Origin of the sequence: Roseibacterium elongatum DSM 19469, assembly GCF_000590925.1 — a bacterium.
GTDB lineage: Bacteria > Pseudomonadota > Alphaproteobacteria > Rhodobacterales > Rhodobacteraceae > Roseibacterium > Roseibacterium elongatum.
The window spans coordinates 1,197,962-1,216,508 of sequence record NZ_CP004372.1 but is presented as its reverse complement, the minus strand read 5'-3'; the positions used below and the strand labels follow the sequence as shown (position 1 = coordinate 1,216,508).

General features: G+C 64.9%; 19 protein-coding genes. 12 read left to right on the top strand and 7 right to left on the bottom strand.

Annotated elements, in window-relative coordinates; all coding sequences use genetic code 11:
• Nucleotides 1-29: 29 nt before the first annotated feature.
• On the bottom strand, nucleotides 30-1,049 hold the full coding sequence (locus ROSELON_RS05735; RefSeq protein ID WP_025311473.1) for a Fe(3+) ABC transporter substrate-binding protein: 1,020 nt from the start codon (nucleotides 1,047-1,049) through the stop codon (nucleotides 30-32).
• 205 nt (nucleotides 1,050-1,254) lie between these two features.
• Here ROSELON_RS05735 and ROSELON_RS05730 point away from each other — a divergent pair, with 205 nt between their 5' ends.
• Nucleotides 1,255-2,430, top strand: coding sequence for an MFS transporter (locus ROSELON_RS05730; protein WP_025311472.1), 1,176 nt, complete (start codon nucleotides 1,255-1,257; stop codon nucleotides 2,428-2,430).
• On the opposite strand, the gene ROSELON_RS05725 is transcribed toward ROSELON_RS05730, so the two are convergent.
• Complete coding sequence (locus tag ROSELON_RS05725) at nucleotides 2,400-3,749, bottom strand: DEAD/DEAH box helicase (RefSeq protein ID WP_025311471.1); 1,350 nt, start codon at nucleotides 3,747-3,749, stop codon at nucleotides 2,400-2,402. The genes ROSELON_RS05730 and ROSELON_RS05725 overlap by 31 nt on opposite strands.
• Nucleotides 3,750-4,061: 312 nt before the next feature.
• Here ROSELON_RS05725 and ROSELON_RS05720 point away from each other — a divergent pair, with 312 nt between their 5' ends.
• Complete coding sequence (locus ROSELON_RS05720; RefSeq protein ID WP_025311470.1) at nucleotides 4,062-5,084, top strand: aspartate-semialdehyde dehydrogenase; 1,023 nt, start codon at nucleotides 4,062-4,064, stop codon at nucleotides 5,082-5,084.
• A gap of 160 nt (nucleotides 5,085-5,244) precedes the next feature.
• Nucleotides 5,245-6,894: a DUF4139 domain-containing protein gene (locus ROSELON_RS05715; RefSeq protein ID WP_025311469.1), complete on the top strand. Its 1,650-nt coding sequence runs from the start codon at nucleotides 5,245-5,247 to the stop codon at nucleotides 6,892-6,894.
• Nucleotides 6,895-6,945: 51 nt separating this feature from the next.
• Here ROSELON_RS05715 and ROSELON_RS05710 read toward each other — a convergent pair whose 3' ends face one another.
• The 3 genes from ROSELON_RS05710 to ROSELON_RS05700 all read right to left on the bottom strand — a co-directional run bounded on the left by ROSELON_RS05710 (nucleotide 6,946) and on the right by ROSELON_RS05700 (nucleotide 8,964).
• Nucleotides 6,946-7,257, bottom strand: a complete 312-nt coding sequence (locus tag ROSELON_RS05710) for a P-II family nitrogen regulator (RefSeq protein WP_025311468.1) — start codon at nucleotides 7,255-7,257, stop codon at nucleotides 6,946-6,948.
• Nucleotides 7,258-7,262: 5 nt separating this feature from the next.
• Nucleotides 7,263-8,243, bottom strand: a complete 981-nt coding sequence (locus ROSELON_RS05705) for a sodium-dependent bicarbonate transport family permease (protein WP_025311467.1) — start codon at nucleotides 8,241-8,243, stop codon at nucleotides 7,263-7,265.
• A gap of 70 nt (nucleotides 8,244-8,313) precedes the next feature.
• Complete coding sequence (locus ROSELON_RS05700; protein WP_025311466.1) at nucleotides 8,314-8,964, bottom strand: carbonic anhydrase; 651 nt, start codon at nucleotides 8,962-8,964, stop codon at nucleotides 8,314-8,316.
• Nucleotides 8,965-9,110: 146 nt separating this feature from the next.
• Between ROSELON_RS05700 and ROSELON_RS05695 the strand changes: the two genes are divergently transcribed.
• The 3 genes from ROSELON_RS05695 (at nucleotide 9,111) to ROSELON_RS05685 (ending at nucleotide 11,769) form a co-directional block, all read left to right on the top strand.
• Nucleotides 9,111-9,488, top strand: coding sequence for a hypothetical protein (locus ROSELON_RS05695; RefSeq protein WP_025311465.1), 378 nt, complete (start codon nucleotides 9,111-9,113; stop codon nucleotides 9,486-9,488).
• A 62-nt stretch (nucleotides 9,489-9,550) separates the two neighbouring features.
• Entirely contained in the window at nucleotides 9,551-10,936 is a 1,386-nt protein-coding gene (locus ROSELON_RS05690; RefSeq protein WP_025311464.1) for a leucyl aminopeptidase family protein, read from the top strand.
• A complete protein-coding gene (locus ROSELON_RS05685; protein ID WP_025311463.1) occupies nucleotides 10,933-11,769 on the top strand; it encodes a C40 family peptidase in 837 nt (278 codons plus the stop codon). Before ROSELON_RS05690 ends, ROSELON_RS05685 begins: the two co-directional genes overlap by 4 nt.
• Before the next feature lies 1 nt (nucleotide 11,770).
• Here the strand turns inward: ROSELON_RS05685 and ROSELON_RS05680 are convergent, their stop codons facing one another.
• Both ROSELON_RS05680 and ROSELON_RS05675 read right to left on the bottom strand, forming a co-directional pair.
• Complete coding sequence (locus ROSELON_RS05680) at nucleotides 11,771-12,106, bottom strand: DUF2794 domain-containing protein (RefSeq protein ID WP_038651024.1); 336 nt, start codon at nucleotides 12,104-12,106, stop codon at nucleotides 11,771-11,773.
• 99 nt (nucleotides 12,107-12,205) lie between these two features.
• On the bottom strand, nucleotides 12,206-13,075 hold the full coding sequence (locus ROSELON_RS05675; protein ID WP_025311461.1) for a branched-chain amino acid aminotransferase: 870 nt from the start codon (nucleotides 13,073-13,075) through the stop codon (nucleotides 12,206-12,208).
• 192 nt (nucleotides 13,076-13,267) lie between these two features.
• Here ROSELON_RS05675 and ROSELON_RS05670 point away from each other — a divergent pair, with 192 nt between their 5' ends.
• Genes ROSELON_RS05670 through dxs form a run of 6 tightly spaced genes read left to right on the top strand, consistent with a single transcriptional unit; the run spans nucleotide 13,268 to nucleotide 18,510 of the window.
• Nucleotides 13,268-13,786, top strand: a complete 519-nt coding sequence (locus ROSELON_RS05670; RefSeq protein ID WP_025311460.1) for a MarR family winged helix-turn-helix transcriptional regulator — start codon at nucleotides 13,268-13,270, stop codon at nucleotides 13,784-13,786.
• Complete coding sequence (locus ROSELON_RS05665; protein ID WP_025311459.1) at nucleotides 13,783-14,496, top strand: response regulator; 714 nt, start codon at nucleotides 13,783-13,785, stop codon at nucleotides 14,494-14,496. Before ROSELON_RS05670 ends, ROSELON_RS05665 begins: the two co-directional genes overlap by 4 nt.
• 7 nt (nucleotides 14,497-14,503) lie before the next feature.
• Nucleotides 14,504-15,439: a histone deacetylase family protein gene (locus ROSELON_RS05660; RefSeq protein ID WP_025311458.1), complete on the top strand. Its 936-nt coding sequence runs from the start codon at nucleotides 14,504-14,506 to the stop codon at nucleotides 15,437-15,439.
• Entirely contained in the window at nucleotides 15,436-15,681 is a 246-nt protein-coding gene (locus ROSELON_RS18125; protein ID WP_025311457.1) for an exodeoxyribonuclease VII small subunit, read from the top strand. The genes ROSELON_RS05660 and ROSELON_RS18125 overlap by 4 nt, the downstream gene beginning before the upstream one ends.
• A 6-nt stretch (nucleotides 15,682-15,687) precedes the next feature.
• Nucleotides 15,688-16,554 (top strand): polyprenyl synthetase family protein, encoded by an 867-nt coding sequence (locus ROSELON_RS05650; protein WP_025311456.1) that lies wholly within the window; start codon nucleotides 15,688-15,690, stop codon nucleotides 16,552-16,554.
• 36 nt (nucleotides 16,555-16,590) lie between these two features.
• On the top strand, nucleotides 16,591-18,510 hold the full coding sequence (gene dxs / locus ROSELON_RS05645) for a 1-deoxy-D-xylulose-5-phosphate synthase (RefSeq protein WP_025311455.1): 1,920 nt from the start codon (nucleotides 16,591-16,593) through the stop codon (nucleotides 18,508-18,510).
• Nucleotides 18,511-18,547 lie beyond the last annotated feature (37 nt).

Sequence of the window (18,547 nt, the reverse complement as noted above, 5' to 3'; positions counted from 1 at the left end):
CCCGCAATCGGCCGGAAACGGGGAAGAGATCACTCCCAGCCAACCTCGTTGAAGATCTGCTGCGCCAGAGCGACGTTTTCGGCGACGGCGGCAAGATCGACATCGTCGGCTTCCCATTCGCCGAGGGCCTGCACGCTTTCGGCGACCGGGACACCGGCCACGACCGGGTATTCGTCATTGCCCGCGCTGAAATAGTCCTGAGCCTGATCGCTGGCGAGGTATTCAAGGAAGGCCACCGCCGCCTCGCGGTTGGGCGCATTCGCTGCAACGCCGCCGCCCGACAGGTTCACATGCGCGCCGTTGCCGCCCTGATCGGGGAAGACCCAGCCGATATTCGCGCGCTGCTCTTCCGACAGGCCGTCGACCTCGGTGCGGATCGCGCGGGCGAAGTAGTAGGTGTTCGAAATCGAGATGTCGCATTCGCCCGACACAAGACCGCGCAGCTGGTCGGTATCGCCCCCCTGCGGTGCGCGGGCAAAGTTCTCGGCCACGCCGGCGGCCCATTCACGGGCGGCCTCTTCGCCGTGGTTCTCGATCATCGCCGCCAGCAGCGTTTGCGAATAGACGTTGGTGGATGAGCGGTGACACACCATCCCTTCATAGGCATCGTCGGCGAGGTCCATGTAGGTCTGCGGCGGGTTTTCGACATCGGCGGTGTCGTAGAAGATGATCCGCGCACGCTGGCTGAAGCCGAACCACAGGTTGTCATCGTCGCGCAGGTTCGCGGGGATACGTTCGGCCAGCACGTCCGACTCGACCGCTTGCAGCAGCCCCATGTCAGCCGCGCGTTGCAGGCGCGAGGTGTCGACCGTCAGGAACACGTCGGCCAGCGAGTTGGCGCCCTCGGCCTGCATGCGCGCGATCAGCTCATCGGCATTGCCTTCGATGCGGTTGATCGTGATGCCGGACATTTCCTCGAAATCGGAATACAGGCGTTCGTCGGTGTCATAGTGGCGCGACGAGTAGAGGTTGAGTTCCTGCGCCTGGGCGGCGGTCAGGGTAGAGGCGGCGATGGTCGTCCCAAGCAGGGCGGCAATCGTTCGGGTCATGATCTTTCCTCGCATGTCCTGTTCATGATTCCGACTGTTTTTGTCGGATGTAGCAACTTCAAAACGCAGAATCATGCCAGCGTCAAGAAAGACCGATAAAAATTATCGGAATTTAGATTTTCCTATGGTCGCGATTTCTTTCGCGTTGCCGCGCGGTCCCTGTGCGGGCAAAACCAGAATGCCATGGGGGAGGGGAGGGCCTGACATGCGCGCCGGGATCGCGTTCTTGATCGTCGCCTACATGCTCAGCCAGTTCTACCGCGCCTTTCTTGCGGTGTTGGCGCCTGTCCTTGCGCAGGATATCGGCACGACAACGGGGGATCTGGCGCGGGCCTCGGGCCTGTGGTTCGCGGCCTTTGCTTTGATGCAACTCCCGGTCGGGTGGGCGCTGGATCATATCGGGCCACGGCGTACAGCCTCGATCCTGTTTGCCCTTGGCGGGGGCGGCGGCGCCGTGCTTTTCGCCCTGGCACAGGGGCCAGGGGCCATCACGCTTGCCATGATCCTGATCGGGGTCGGCTGCGCGCCGATCCTGATGTCGACCTATTACATCTTTGCCCGCCAGTACTCGGCCGCCATTTTCGGCACGCTTGCGGGGATCACTGTCGGTGTCAGTTCGCTGGGCAACATCCTGTCCACCGCGCCGCTGGCCTGGGCCATCGAGAGTTTTGGCTGGCGACAGACGGTCGGGGGCTTTGCCGTCTTCACCCTGCTGATCGCGCTGGCCATCGCCGTGCTGGTGCGTGACCCCGCCAAGCCCGAGGGCGAGGCCAAGGGATCGTTGCTTGACCTGCTGCGCATGCCCGCCCTGTGGCCGATCCTCGTGATGATGTTCGTCTGCTACGCGCCCGCGGCCGGCATTCGTGGCCTTTGGATCAGCCCCTACGTGGCCGATATCCACGACGCCGCGTTGAGCCAGATCGGCACGGCCACGCTGGTCATGGGGCTGGCGATGGTCCTGGGCAATTTTCTGTACGGGCCGGCCGACCGGATCTTTCACAGTCGGAAATGGCCGATTCTGATCGGCAATCTCTGCGTGGCGCTGTTGTGCCTTTGGCTATGGCTCGTACCGCCATCGGGGCTGTGGGGCGCTGTCGCGATCTTTGCCGTGATCGGCATGCTGGGGGCCTCGTACCCCATCGTCATCAGTCACGGGCGCAGCTTTTGCCCCCCGCATCTGACGGGGCGCGGCGTGACCTTGCTGAACCTGTTCGGGATGGGGGGCGCCGGGGTCATGCAATTCGCCTCGGGGCCTGTCTATGCGGGCCTTGCCGCGCAGAACGGGGCAGAGGCCGCCTATGGCCAACTCTTCGCGCTGTTCGCGCTCGTCATCCTGATCGGGCTCAGCGTCTATCTTTGGGCGCGTGACAGCACCGGATGAAGAAAGGGGCGCCGATGGGCGCCCCTTTGGGTCTGCTCAGGCCGCGCGGCGACGCCGCTGCCGACGGGGTTGCCGGTGCCCTGCGCGGGCTTGTCGAACCGCTGCCCGCTGCCTTTGCCCAGACCTTTGCGATTGCGACCGTCGCCGCCGCCACCACCGCGACGACGCGGCTTGTCTGCCTTGACCGGCTCGGGACGATCGCCGCTGGCCACGGGGATCTGGATCTTCATCAGCTTTTCGATCTGGTTCAGCAGATCGACCTCTTCGGCCGCACAAAAGGCGATGGCCTCGCCCTCGCGGCCCGCGCGGGCGGTACGGCCGATGCGATGCACGTAATTGTCCGGCACCTCGGGCAGGTCATAGTTCACGACATAGGCGACACCAGGAATGTCGATGCCGCGCGCTGCGACGTCGGTGGCCACCAGCGTCGTGATCTCACCAGCGCGGAACGCCTTGATGGCGCGGTCGCGCTGCCCCTGGCTTTTGTTGCCGTGGATCGAGGCGGCGTTGTAGCCATCGGCCACCAAGCCCTTCATCAGCTTTTCCGCGCCATGCTTGGTGCGGGCGAAGACCAGCGTCAGGGCATCCTCGTCCCGCGACAGGATTTCGCGCAGCTTGCCCGGTTTGCCAGGCTTTTCCACGAAATGGATCGACTGCGTAATCTTGTCGGCGGCCTTGCCCGGCGGGGCGACCTGCACCCGTCGCGGATTGTCGAGATAGGCGCGCGACAGCTCTTCCATCTGTTTCGGCATCGTGGCCGAGAACAGCATGGTCTGGCGCGGCGTGCCCAGTTGCGGCGCGATCTTGCGCAGCGCGTGGATGAAGCCGAGGTCCAGCATCTGGTCGGCCTCGTCCAGCACGAGATGGCGCACGGTGTGCAGGGAAACCGCCCCGCGATCCATCAGGTCGATCAGGCGGCCGGGGGTGGCCACCAGGATATCGGTGCCGCGCGACAACACGCTGATCTGCCGGCCGATGGACTGTCCGCCGACCACGGTCGTGACCTTCAGCGGCGTATCATGCGTCAACAGGCGCAGGCTGTCGGCGATCTGGTTCACCAACTCGCGCGTGGGCGCAAGGATCAGCGCCTTGGCGGTCTTGGGGGCGGGTTTGCCGGGCTGATCCAGCAGGTGGTCCACCAGCGGCAGGCCGAAGGCCATGGTCTTGCCGGTGCCGGTCTGCGCCAGGCCAAGGATGTCATGCGCATCCATGGCCAGGGGGATCGCCTGGTTCTGGATCGGGGTGGGGGTGTCGAAGCCCTGTTTCTTGAGGGCCAAGAGAAGCACGGGCTTCAGCCCGAGCATGTCGAAATCGAACAAAGGGTGTCCTTTCAGGCGGCCAACGGCGGCGCCATGGTCATTGACCGCACGCAGAGCGTGCGGCGGGGCGAGGGTGCGACCGGGCCGCTCATCGGCGCGATCGTCAGAACCCTGCGTGATGGGGACCTGTGAGAATGTGTCTGTCGCTGTCAGATCGGGGCGTGGCCCGGCGACCGACTGCTCACGCGGCAGTGCAGCGACATGCAGGTCACATGATCGTTCGCAGCGCCCCTGTCAAGCATGGCACCCCTTTTCCTTGCGCGGCGCTTCCTCTATGTGCCGCCCATCCACCACCCGAAAGGTACAAGGACCATGGGTTACAAAGTCGTCGTCGCGGGCGCCACGGGCAATGTGGGCCGCGAAATGCTGAACATCCTGGCCGAGCGCCAGTTCCCCGTTGACGAGATCGCCGCGCTGGCTTCGCGCCGCTCGCTCGGCACCGAATGCAGCTTTGGCGACAAGACCCTCACTACCCAGGACCTCGATACGTTCGATTTCACGGGCTGGGACATCGCGTTGTTCGCCATCGGGTCCGAGGCGACCGAGAAATACGCGCCCAAGGCGGCCAAGGCCGGGTGCGTGGTGATCGATAACTCGTCGCTTTATCGCTATGACCCCGACGTGCCGCTGGTGGTGCCCGAGGTGAACCCCGAGGCGGTCGACGGCTACGCGAAGAAGAACATCATCGCGAACCCCAACTGCTCGACCGCGCAGATGGTCGTGGCGTTGAAACCGCTGCATGACCGCGCGCGGATCAAACGCGTTGTCGTGTCGACCTACCAATCGGTCTCGGGCAGCGGCAAGGACGCCATGGACGAGCTGTGGGACCAGACCAAAGGCATGTATGTGCCGGGTCAGGAGAAAGAGCCGGACGTCTACCCCAAACAGATCGCCTTCAACGTCATTCCGCATATCGACAAGTTCATGGAAGACGGGTCGACCAAGGAAGAATGGAAAATGGTCGCCGAGACGAAAAAGATCGTCGACCCAAAGATCAAGGTCACCGCCACCTGCGTGCGCGTGCCGGTCTTTGTCGGCCATTCCGAGGCGATCAATATCGAGTTCGAGGATTTCCTCGACGAAGACGAGGCGCGCGACATCCTGCGCGAGGCGCCGGGTATCTTGGTTGTCGATAAACGCGAAGATGGCGGCTATGTCACGCCGGTCGAATGCGTCGGCGATTACGCCACCTTCATCAGCCGCATTCGGCAGGATTCGACCATCGAAAACGGCATCAACCTGTGGTGTGTCTCCGACAACCTGCGCAAGGGGGCCGCGCTGAACGCGGTTCAGATCGCCGAAACGCTCGGCAACCGGGTGCTGCAAAAGGGGTGATCCCTTTGACCGTGTGTTCGCAAGGCCGCGTGCGTCGCATGCGGCCCTTTTTCTGCCGTCGGCAAGGCCCCGCCCTTTCGTCCCGGCGGGGCATCCCCATCTTGGCAGATCGCGCTGCAGGGCCGATGCTCCCCTCATCGAAGAGATGAGGACACCCCCCATGACCCGTTTTTTGCTGACCACCGCGCTTGTTGTCGGTGTTCCTTGTGCTGCCCTGGCTGACGATATCCTTCTGCGTGCGGATATCACGGGCGCAACGGTTTTCGCCTCGGGCGCCGCCGTGGAACGGACCGCTACCGTCACCATCCCCGCCGGGCAGCATCGTCTGCTGATCGCGATGCCCGATCAGGCCTCGGCCGATCTGGTCCAGATTTCAGGTCCTGACGGTGTGGTCCTTGGCCTGCCTCAACCGGCACAGGCCATGCCCATCGCCGAAGGCGCCCTTGACAGTGCCGCCGAGGCCGAGGCCCGCGCCGCCGTCGACGCCGCCCGCGATGCCCTGCTGAGCGAGCAGGATCGTCTGGCCGCTGCCGATGGCGAGATCCGCGCCATCGAGGCGCAGGCCGCATATCTGACGGCCCTGACCCGGCCGACCGATGGCGCCGCGATACCCGAGGACCCGGCCATGGTGGCGCAGGTTCTGTCGACCCTGGGGGCCGAGTCGGCGCGGGTCGCGGCCGAGTTGCAGGCGGCGCAGATCGCCCGCCGCGATCTGGCCGAAGCCGTGACCGAGGCGCAGGACGACCTGCGGATCGCCACGGATGCCTTCCAGCGTCTGCGTCCGTTTGGAACCCTGGTCGACATGGTCGAGGTCGCCATAACCGCCGAGGCCGAGACCGAGGCCGATCTGACGCTGCACTACCTCACCCCCGAGGCGCAATGGGCGCCAAGCTATGAGATCGACCTCGATAGCGAGAGCGGGATCGTCGAGATCGAGCGTTTCGTCACCCTGACCACCTATGGTCAGGCCCGCTGGCGCGATGTTGCGGTGACCTTCTCCACCGCCACGCCGGACCGTGCGCGCGCACCCTCGGGCCTGTCGCCCGACCCGGTGCGGATCGTTGAGCCCGTCATCGTCGAGTCGCGTGACAGCGGCCGCATCGCCGGTGCCGCGATGCCGGCACCGGCGCCCGTGATTGCCGGGGTCATGGCCGAAGACATGCGCCCGCGCGCCCAGATGCAGGTCGAGGGTTTGTCGATCAGCTACACCTATGGAGACCCGGTGACGGTGGGCCCCTCGGGCGAGGTGGTGCTGCCCTTCGATACGCTGAGCCTGCAGATGGATACCGAAAACCGCGCCGTGCCACGACACGACGAAACGGCTTTCCTGATCGCGCTTGGCGAGAATGACAGCGGCGCGCCGATCCTGCCGGGTCAAACGCGGTTCTACCGCGACGGCGCCTTGATCGGCGAGGACTGGTTGCCGATGATCGCGATCGGGGCCGAGATGGAAATCGGCTTTGGTCCGCTCGATCACCTGCAGCTTGTCTGGATCGACCGATCGCTGGCCGAAGGCGACCGCGGGCTGTTCGTGTCATCCGACACGCAGGTTCGCGAGTTGGAATTCGGCGTCGAGAATACATCGGACCAAGCCGAAACCGTCCGCCTGCTCTATGCCACGCCCTTCACCGAGCAAGAGGACCTGGCGATGGACCTGACCCTCGACCCGGCGCCGGATGCGCGCGATGTCGACGATATGCGCGGGGTCCATGCCTGGGAGTTGCAGGTCGCACCAGGTCAGCGCGCGCTGATCGGCATGACCGTCGACCTGAACTGGCCCGAGGGCATGATGCTGACCTGGCAGCCCTGAGCCATCGGCCGTCGCCGCACCGTGACACAAGGTGCGGCGACAACCGGATCCTTAGAAGCGTTCGGCGCGCAGCACCTCGCAATCGACGATGCTGACAACGCCGATATGCCGATCGACCACCGAAAACGCGGCGTCGAGCAACGCGTCGAGGCGCTCGGGGCGGATGATGCAGATCACCGAGACCATGCCGCCGGCCCGCGTCACCTGGCCCTCGCGGCTCCAATGGCCCGACCGGCCCGAGCCGCTCAGCACGGGCAGCACCGTGAACCCGGTGACCCCGGCCTCGAGCAGGGCCTTTGCAAGGCGGTTTTCCATGACCGCCTCGATGGTGATTTCCACGCGTTTTGCTTGATGGGTCTGCATTGTGGTCAAGCTCCGGTCAGGGCGCGGACAACCGCCAGATAGAGCGGAATGCCGAGCGTCAGGTTGAAGGGGAAGGTCACGCCAAGTGACAGCGTGAGGTAGATCGAGGGGTTTGCCTCGGGCAGGGCCACGCGCATCGCCGCAGGCACCGCGATATAGGAGGCCGAGGCCGCCAGCGTCATCAGCAGGACGACACCGCCCGGGCTGAGGCCGAGCAACAGGCCAAAGCCCAGACCCAAACTTGCGCCGATGGGTGGCATGAGGATCCCGAACAGGAACACGCCGGGCCGCAAGACGGACCGTGCCTCGCGCAGGCCGCGGCCCGCGACCAGCCCCATGTCCAGCAGGAACAGGCACAGGACACCCTGGAACGGCGCCACGATGAAGGGCGCGATCATGTCCAGGCCATCCTGCCCGGTGATCCAGCCGATCAGGAACGACCCGACCAGCAGCACGATCGACCCGTTCAACAGGATTTCACGGATCAGGCCGCTTTCCATCTGTGCCGAGGAATTTCCGAACCGTGCGATGATCCATAGCGCCGACAGGATGGCGGGTGCCTCCATCACGGCGGCGACGGCGACCATGTAGCCCTCGGCCTGCAATCCTGCGCTTTGCAGCACCGAGGAGGCCGCCACGAAGGTCACGATCGAGATCGAGCCATAGTGCCCGGCGACCGCCGCGGCATCCATGACGCTCAGCCCCGACATCGCGCGCAACAAGGCGAATGCGATCAGCGGCATCGCGAAGGACAGGATCACCCCCGCGCCAAGGGAAAAGAGCAATGTCGCGTCGATCCCGTGATCGGCCACGCTGGCCCCGCCCTTGAAGCCAATGGCAAACAACAGATACAGCGACAGCCCCTTTGCCACGGCCTCGGGGATGGACAGATCCGACCGCGCAAAGGCCGCGGCAAACCCCAGCACGAAAAACAGGATGATCGGCGAGAGAAGGTTACCAACGGCGAGTGCAAGCATGTCGCCCATGACTCTTTACTCCCTTTCTTCTGGTTTGTGCCTCGGCGTGCGGCGGCCCGCACGCCAAGGGAACGAAGGATCAGTTGTGGCTGAACCGGCGGACGGCCCCGTCAAAGGTTTCAAGCCCCATATCGGAAATGTCGGCCCATATGCCGTGCAGTGTCAGCCGACCGTCATCGACCGCCCGTTTGACGAAGGGATATCCCAGCAGGTTTTCGAGGCTGATCTGGATACCTTCTTTCTCGAGGGCGACCTCGCGAATACTGGCATCCTCGATATCCTTCACCCGGTCGAAACCGGGGCGCAGAACGTCCAGCCAGCGGCCCACGAGGCTGTCTTTCTCCAGCAGGGCGTCGTTCTTGCCGGAACACATGTCGATACAGCCACGCACCCCGCCGCAATGGGAATGCCCCATGACCAGAATGTGCTGCACCTTGAGGGTTTCGACCGCGTATTGCACAGCGGCCCCGGTGCCGTGGTGCTGGCCGTCGGGCGTGTAGGGGGGCACCAGATTGGCGATGTTGCGGTGCACGAACAATTCGCCCGTCCGCTGCCCGAAGATCGACGTGATCGCGACCCGACTGTCACAACAGGCAATCACCATCGCACGGGGGCGCTGCCCTTTCTCGGCAAGCTGGCGGAACCACTCCTGGCTTTCGGGAAAGGTGTGTTCCTTCCACTCTTGATACCGGTCCAGCAAGTATTGCGGCAGCGATTTGACACGGTGCATGCTTTGTCCCTCATGTTCTGGGTCCCTGTTACCCCGCATTCAGGGCAAATTGCATGCGCTTTTCGTCTCGTGTTCAATCGTTTCTTCAGCGAGACCGTGGCAAGACCGGCGACACGGTGGGGGCCGTAGGTGGAGTGGAGTGAGGAATGAAGCCGTTCGTTCGAGAACTGCGGCCGGAAGAGCCCGCGCGGTTCAATCCAGACAAGCTGGAGGATCTGTGCCTGCGCATCGGGGAACACCGGGCCGAGGCCGAGGTTGCCAAGGCCCTGGAACGTATCTCGCTGGCCTTGCGCGAGCTGGCCGATAGCTGCGGCGCGCCGGATCGGCTGCGCGCGGCAACAACGACGCTGATGCAGGACGCCGAATTTATCGGCATGGCGACATTGGCGCGGGTGGCGCGCAATGCGCTCGATGCCATGGACACCGGCAATGCCGTCACGCTGGCCGCCACGCTGGCCCGACTGGAACGGGTCGGCGACCGGTCGATCCACGCGGTCTGGGACCTCGAGGACCTCTCCGGCTGATCTGCCCTTGCGGCGGGGCCTGCAAAGGGTAGGTTATGCGCGACTTACCGATGGGGGCCTTGATGCCGCTTGCATTTTCCGCGCCGGTTGATGGTGCGATCCCGATACTCTTGATCGCACCCGAGGCGTGTGACGACGCCATGACCAACCTGCCCGACAACGCGGCAGCATGGGCGAAATTCCACCGTTTCAGCGGCGGATTGGGTGAGGTCTGTGTTCTGCCAGGCCCAGCGGGCGGACCTGAGACCGTGCTGATCGGCCTTGGGGGCGCAGAAGATCGCGCGCGACAACGCTTCGCGATCGGGGCGGCCATCGCCAGACTGCCCGAGGGCGACTACCGGATCGAGACCCTGCCAGACGCGGCCGATGCCGAGGAAATCGCACTGGGCTACCTGCTGTCTCTGTACCGCTTTGACCGCTATCGCGCGCAATCCCCGGCCAGCGCGCGCCTTGCCGCGCCCGAGGGGTTGGATGCCGCGCGTCTGGAACGCATCGCCACCGCCGAGGCGATGACCCGCGATCTGGTAAACACCCCGGCCGAGGATATGGGGCCCGACGCGCTCGAAGCCGCGCTGCGCGATCTTGCCGCGGAATTCGGTGCCGAGGTCCACGCCACCCATGGCGACAGCCTGCTGGATGCGAACCTGCCGCTGATCCACACGGTCGGGCGCGCCTCGGACGAGGCGCCGCGCCTGCTGGACATGACCTGGGGCGATGGCGGGCCGTCGCTGACCCTGGTCGGCAAGGGCGTGTGTTTCGACACCGGCGGGCTGAACCTCAAGCCCGGCGCGTCGATGGCGCTGATGAAAAAGGACATGGGCGGGGCCGCGAACGTCCTGGGCCTGGCGCGCATGATCATGTCCGAGGGGCTGAAGCTGCGCCTGCGTGTCCTGATCCCGGCGGTGGAAAACGCCGTGTCGGGCAATGCGTTTCGGCCCGGCGACATCTCGACCGCGCGCAATGGCATGACGGTCGAGATCAACAACACCGATGCCGAGGGGCGGCTGGTGCTGGCCGATGCGCTGTGCCTCGCGGCCGAGGACAACCCCGACCTGTTGATCTCGATGGCGACGCTGACCGGGGCCGCGCGCGTCGCCGTTGGCCCGGATATCGCGCCGTTCTTCACCGATGACGAGGGCCTGGCCGCGGCCCTGTCGCGCTGCGCGGTCGAGGTGGCCGATCCGGTGTGGCGCCTTCCGTTTCACACCCCCTATGAGGCGATGATCGAACCGGGGATCGCCGATCTGGACAATGCGCCCAAGGGCGGTATGGCGGGTGCGATCACCGCCGCGCTGTTCCTGCGCCGCTTTGCCGCCCCGGCACCGCGCTATGCGCATTTCGACATCTACGCCTGGCAACCGTCCGCTGCCCCGGCGCGCCCCAAGGGCGGCGTGGGCCAGGGCATCCGCGCGCTGTTCGAGGCCCTGCCCGAGGTCCTGCAGCCATGACCGACCCGCGGACGACCCCGACCAACGGCGATGTGGCCCACAGTTCGCTCAAGGGCGAGGTCGAGGCTGAACGCTATACGGACGGCCGCTGGATGATGGTGCAGCAGCCCATCGTGAACATCGCGGTCGAACCGCGCGGCCCGCGCGCCAGCCAGTTGATGTTCGGCGAACGCTTCCTGGTGCTTGACACCCGCGACGGGTTCTCGTTCGGGCAGGCCGAGCGGGACGGCCAGGTTGGCTGGGTCCTGTCCGGGGCATTGACCGGGGCCGAGGAGGCCACGCATTGGGTCGTTGCGCCGGCCACGCACCTCTACCCCAAGCCCGAGCTCAAGGCGCCGCCCGACGTCGCCCTGTTTTTCGGCAGCCTTGTGCGTGTCACAGCCGAACGCCCGCAGCACATGCGCATCCATACCGGGCATTTCATTCCGCGCCAGCACCTTATGCCGATCCAAGCCAGGTTCGCGGACCCGGTGGGCGTGGCGGACCTGTTCCTTGGCACGCCGTATCTTTGGGGCGGCTCCAGCCGCTGGGGGCTGGATTGCTCTGGGCTGATCCAGATGGCTCTGATCGCCTGCGGCCTGCCCTGTCCACGCGACAGCGACCAGCAGCAGGAGCAGTTGGGCGACGAGATCGGGCCTGACGAAACGCTGGAACGGGGTGACCTGATCTTCTGGGAGGGGCATGTCGGCTTTATGGCCGGCCCCAAGATGCTGTTGCACGCCAACGCGCATCACATGGCCGTCGCCTATGAACCGCTCAAGGATGCGGCGGCGCGGATCGCAGCAGACGGCGGCGGACCGATCACGGCGCGCGAACGCCTGACGCTGGGCTAGATCACTCGATGGCGCGGATCAGCTTGCGGTCCAGCACGCGCAGAACCGTTTTCAGGTCGTGGCCGCGTTTCAGGATCTGACCATCCATGCCGATCACCGCATACTGGCCCTGCTTGTCCCGCAGCTTGGGCCGTTTCTCGATCCGGTAGATCGGGTGTTCGGCCGTGCGCCGGAATACGGCAAAGACCGCCACGTCGCGCAAATGCGAGATCCCGTAATCGCGCCATTCGCCTGCGGCGACGAACCGGCCATACAATCCCAGGATCGCCCCAAGCTCGCGCCGGTCAAAGGCCACCTGTTCGGCGCGCGGTTGTGATCCGGTGGGCTGGAAATGCATGACCATTCGTCGATGGTGGGACCGGACCTGTCACAAATCAAGTCACTCAAGGAAAAAAGGCCCCGGCAGGGTCACCGGGGCCTCTTGCCTTTGGCGGGTTCAGGCGCGCACGAGCGCCTCATAGGCGTTCGAGATGTCGCGCGCCATGGCACCCACCTCGAAATTGTAGTCGCCGATCTGCCCCACCGGCGTCACCTCGGCCGCGGTGCCTGTGAGCCAGCATTGCTCGAAGCTTTCCAGTTCCTCGGGCATGATGTGGCGCTCGTGGACCTTGATCTGCCGGTCCTGCAGCATCCCGATCACCGTCTGCCGCGTGATCCCGTTCAGGAAGCAGTCGGGCGTGGGGGTATGCACTTCACCATCCTTGACGAAGAAGATGTTCGCACCGGTCGCCTCGGCCACATAGCCACGGTAATCCATGAACAGCGAGTCCGAGCACCCCTTGGCCTCGGCGGTGTGCTTGGACATCGTGCAGATCATGTAAAGGCCCGCCGCCTTGGCATGCACCGGGATGGTTTCGGGGCTGGGGCGTTTCCACTTGGAAATGTCCAGCTTGGCGCCCTTGAACTTGGCGTCGCCATAATAGTTGCCCCATCCCCATGCCGCCACGGCCAGACGCACCGGGTTCTTGGCCGAACTGACACCCATATCCTCGCCCGAGCCGCGCCAGGCCACCGCGCGCACATAGGCATCGCTCAGGCCATTGGCTTTCATCACCTCGTATTTGGCGGCTTCGATCTCGTCCACGGTCCAGGGGATCTCGACATCCAGCATCCGCCCCGAGGCCAGCAGACGCTCCGAGTGGCGGCGGGATTCGAAAATCTTGCCGTTATAAGCGCGCTCGCCCTCAAAGACGCTGGACGCGTAATGCATCGCATGGGTCAGGATGTGCACGTTCGCCTCGCGCCAATCCACCAGTTTGCCATCCATCCAGATGACGCCGTCACGATCGTCATAAGCTCCTGCCATCGGTCCCTTCCTTGTGCCAATGGGCCGGCCTTCCGGCGGTTTCTTTTCGAAAGTTGCGCGATTTATGTCCGAAACGGGCATAAAGTTGCGCCAAATTCTAGCTTCGCTAACAATTGATTCTTGGAAAGTCAACAACGCTGACTTAAACTGCGATCAATAGCCGAACCGAAGCGGCAAGGAAGGGACGGGCCGATGGCCGAACGGAATTTGGGCACCGCCATGAGCAGCCGGGGCGAGAGCCTGCTGTTCCTGACGGACGAGCAACTGCGCCGCGGAATCGAGGCCATGTTTTTTGCCTATCGCGGGTTTACCGCCGATCCCGATCGCATCCTGCAGGAATACGGGTATGGGCGCGCACATCACCGCGCCATCCACTTCATCAACCGAACGCCCGGCACCACGGTCAACAACCTGCTGTCCATTCTGGGGGTCACCAAGCAGTCCTTGAACCGGGTGCTCAGAACCCTTGTCGAGGATGGGCTGGTCGAAAGCCGCGTGGGCACGCGCGACAAGCGGGAACGCCACCTGTACCTGACCGAGACGGGCCAGACGCTGGAACGCAATCTTTCCGAGGCGCAGCGCGCCCGCATGCGCGCAGCCTTTCGCGAGGCCGGCCCCGAGGCCGTGGCCGGCTTTCGCGCCGTGCTCGAACAGATGATGGACCCGGACATGCGGCGGCACTATCGCGATGGTACGGAGAGCGGCCAATGACCCAAGTCGGTGCGCACCTGTTGATCGTCGATGACGACGAGCGCATTCGCAGCCTGCTGCAGAAATTTCTCATCCGAAACGGGTTCATGACGACGGTGGCGCGGGACGCGGGTCATGCAAGGCGCCTGCTGGCGGGGCTGGATTTCGACCTGATCGTTCTGGATGTCATGATGCCCGGCGAGGACGGGATCAGCCTGACCCGCGACCTGCGAAAGTCGATGGCGACGCCGATCCTGCTGTTGACCGCCAAGGGCGAAGCCAGCGACCGGATCAGCGGCCTCGAGGCTGGGGCCGACGACTATCTGCCCAAGCCGTTCGAACCCAAGGAACTGCTGCTCAGGATCAATGCGATCCTGCGGCGCGTCCCGACACAGCCCGACGAGGCCGAGGTGCCACAGGTGCTGTCGCTGGGTCCGATCCGATACGACATCGAGCGGGGCGAGATGTGGCATGGGGCCGACACCGTGCGCCTGACCGCGACCGAGGCCATGCTGATGCGGATCTTTGCCGGGCAACCGAACGCCCCGTTCAGCCGTGCCGATCTGGTCACCCTGCTGAACAAGGACAAGGGCGGCCCCGCCGACCAGGTACAGGAACGCGCCGTGGACGTGCAGATCACGCGCCTGCGCCGCAAGATCGAGACAAACCCCAAACAGCCGCGCTACCTGCAGACCGTGCGGGGCGCGGGCTATATGCTGGCCCCGGACTGAGGCACCCATGACCACATTGCTTGTCACGAACATGGCCGGGCTGTCCCACCAGATGCCAGCCGGCCACCCCGAACAGATCGCCCGGCTGGAAGCCGTTCTTGCCGCGCTGTCGGATCCGGCCTTTGACGCGCTGATCCGGGCCGACGCCCCGCCCTGCACCGAGGATGATCTGCTGCTGGGGCATCCGCCCGAGCATATCGCCGCCGTTCGCGCGGCCATGCCGGAAGCGGGTCTTTCATCGCTCGACCCCGATACGCATGCTTCACCCGGCACTTGGGATGCCGCGCTCAAGGGTGTGGGTGGCTGTCTGATGGCGGTCGATGCCGTGCTGTCGGGGCGCGCGACCAATGCCTTCGTGGCGACGCGCCCGCCCGGCCACCATGCTGAAAAGACGCGGGCCATGGGCTTTTGTTTCTTCGGCAACGCCGCCATTGCAGCCCGCCATGCGCTGGATCGCCACGGCCTGTCCCGCGTCGCGGTGGTGGATTTCGACGTGCATCACGGCAATGGCACGCAGGACATCCTGTGGGACGAGACGCGCACGCTGTTCATCTCGTCCCACCAGATGCCGCTGTTTCCGGGGACGGGCAGCGCCGGCGAACGTGGAGCCAGCGGCAACATCCTGAACCTGCCGCTGCCGCCCAATTCCGGCGGGCCCGAGATGCGCGCCGCCTATGAAAACCGCGCCTTCCCGGCACTGCGCGCCTTCCAGCCCGAGTTGATCCTTGTCTCGGCCGGGTTCGATGCCCACCGCGACGATCCCTTGGCCAATCTGTTTTGGGAGACCGAGGATTTCAACTGGATCACCCGCGCCCTTCTGGACCTTGCCGACGAGCTGTGCGGCGGTCGCGTGGTCTCGACACTTGAAGGCGGCTATGATCTGTCTGCGCTCGCGACAGCGGTCGCGGGTCATGTAACGGAACTGATGGAGCGTACCGGATGAGCGACGAAAAGCCGATCGAGACCATGAGCTTCGAAGAGGCGATCCGCGAATTCGAACAGGTGGTGACCGCCCTTGACCGGGGTGATGTCGCGTTGGAAGAATCCATCGAACTGTACAAACGCGGCGCCAAGCTGAAGGCGCATTGCGAGGCCAAGCTGAAGCAAGCCGAAGAACAGGTCGAACAGATCACCCTCGACGCGGGCGGGCAGCCCACAGGGACGACGCCAGCCGAGGGACTTTGACGACCTATGTTCAAGACCGCACTTGCCGAGGCACAGGACGCCATTGGTGGTTTCCTCGATCACCAACTGGCGCGACTGGGCGACGACCGCGTGGCCGCGGGGATGCGCTATGCCACATATGGGGGAAAGCGACTGCGCGGGTTCCTCGTGCTGGAAACCGCCGGCCTGTTCGACGTCCCGCCGATGCAGTCGCTGTTCGCCGCCGGGGCCGTTGAATGCGTCCATGCCTACAGCCTTGTGCATGACGACCTGCCCTGCATGGACGACGACGACCTTCGCCGGGGCCAACCGACCGTCCACCGGAAATGGGATGAGGCGACGGCCGTTCTGGTGGGCGATGCGCTGCAGACCTTCGCCTTCGACTTGCTGGCCCGCCCCGATGCGGGTGATGCGGCGCAGCGGATCGATCTGGTCGCCACATTGGCGCACTCCAGCGGGGCCGCCGGGATGGTTCTGGGCCAGGCCCAGGACATCGCCGCCGAAACAGCGGGCGCGCCCCTGACGCTGGACCAGATCACCGAGTTGCAGGGCAACAAGACCGGGCGCCTGATCGAGTGGCCCGCCATGGCCGGAGCGATCCTTGGCCGCGAGGATCCCGAGGCGCTGTTGATCTATGCGAGGGCCATCGGTCTGGCCTTTCAGATCGCCGATGACATCCTGGATATCGAGGGCGACGCGGACAAGGCTGGCAAGGCCCTTCGCAAGGACGCGGAGGCGGGCAAGGCGACCTTTGTCTCGCTCCTCGGGCTGGACGGGGCCAAGGCCCGCGCCGCCGATCTTGTAGAGGAAGCCTCTGCGGCACTCGCGCCCTATGGCGAAAAGGCGCAGAACTTGCAGGCGCTGGCGCGCTACATTATCGCTCGCGATATGTAACGTTGATCTGACAGTTCTCGGCCCGGGAGGCCAGCGATGAGCGAGCGACCCAAAACCCCGATCCTTGATCGCATCACGAGCCCCGCCGATTTGAAGGGCCTGAGCGACCTCGACCTCGACCACCTTGCGCATGAATTGCGCGCCGAGGTGATCTGGTCGGTCAGCCAGACCGGCGGCCATTTCGGGGCCGGGCTGGGTGTCGTCGAGATGACGGTGGCCATTCACGCCGTGTTCGACACGCCCCGCGACAAGCTGATCTGGGACGTGTCGCACCAATGCTATCCGCACAAGATTCTGACGGGCCGCCGCGATCAGATGCAGACGATCCGTCAGAAAGACGGGCTGTCGGGTTTCACGAAACGGTCCGAGTCACCCTATGACCCGTTCGGCGCGGCGCATAGCTCGACCTCGATCTCGGCGGCGCTTGGCTTTGCCATGGCGCGCGAGTTGGGGGGCGATTGCGACACGGGGCATGGCGACGCGATCGCCGTTATCGGCGATGGCGCGCTATCGGGCGGCATGGCCTACGAGGCGATGAACAACGCGGGCCATCTGGGCAAACGCCTGATCGTCATCCTCAATGACAATGAAATGTCCATCGCGCCGCCCACCGGGGCGATGTCATCCTACCTGTCACGCCTCTATGCCGGGGCCCCGTTTCAGGAACTGAAGGCGGCGGCCAAGGGTGCGGTATCGCTTTTGCCCGAACCGTTCCAGGAAGGGGCGCGTCGCGCCAAGGAATTGCTCAAGGCCGCGACCGTCGGCGGGACACTCTTCGAGGAACTTGGTTTTTCCTATATCGGCCCCATCGACGGCCATGACATGGAGCAGCTTCTGGCCATTCTGCGCACCGTCAAGGCGCGGGCCGACGGGCCGATCCTGATCCATGCGATCACGAAAAAGGGCAAGGGCTATGCCGAGCATCGCCCAGATCGCGGCCATGCCACGGCGAAATTCGACATCGCCACGGGCGAACAGAAAAAGGCCCCCTCGAACGCGCCAAGCTACACCAAGGTCTTTGCCAACGCCCTGATCCATGAGGCCGAAAACGACCCCCACATCACCGCGGTCACCGCCGCGATGCCCGATGGCACGGGGCTGGACCTGTTCGGCAAGCGTTTTCCCGCGCGCACCTTTGACGTCGGCATTGCCGAACAGCACGCCGTGACATTTGCCGCCGGCATGGCGGCCGGCGGGCTGAAACCGTTCTGCGCGATCTACTCGACCTTCCTGCAACGCGGTTATGACCAGATCGTTCACGACGTGGCGATCCAGCGCCTGCCGGTCCGCTTTGCCATCGACCGCGCCGGGCTGGTCGGTGCCGACGGCGCCACCCATGCGGGCAGCTATGACACCGCGTTTCTTGCCAACCTGCCGGGCATGGTGGTCATGGCCGCCTCCGACGAGGCGGAGCTGGTGCATATGGTGCGCACGGCACTGGAGATCGACGACCGCCCCTCGGCCTTCCGCTATCCGCGCGGCGAAGGGGTCGGGGTCGAGATGCCCGAACGCGGCATCGCGCTGGAAATCGGCAAGGGCCGCATGATCGCCGAGGGCAACCGCGTGGCCCTGCTGAATTTCGGTGCCCGCCTGAAAGAGGTGCAGGACGCCGCCGAGGCCCTGTCGGCGCGCGGCATCACCCCGACCATCGCCGACGCGCGCTTTGCCAAGCCGCTGGATGAAGAGATGATCCTGCAACTGGCGCGCCATCACGAGGCGCTGATCACGGTCGAGGAAGGCGCTGTGGGTGGCTTTGGCAGCCATGTGGCGCATCTGCTGGCCGAACGTGGCGTGTTCGATACAGGGCTGAAATACCGCTCGATGGTGTTGCCCGATATCTTCATCGACCAGGCCAGTCCGCGGGACATGTATGCGGTTGCAAAGTTGAACGCCGAGGATATCGAGGCCAAAGTGCTGGATGCGCTGGGCGTCGCCCGGATGGAAAAGCGCGCCTGAGCCACAGCCCGGCGCGCCGGCAGCGGCGGGATTAATC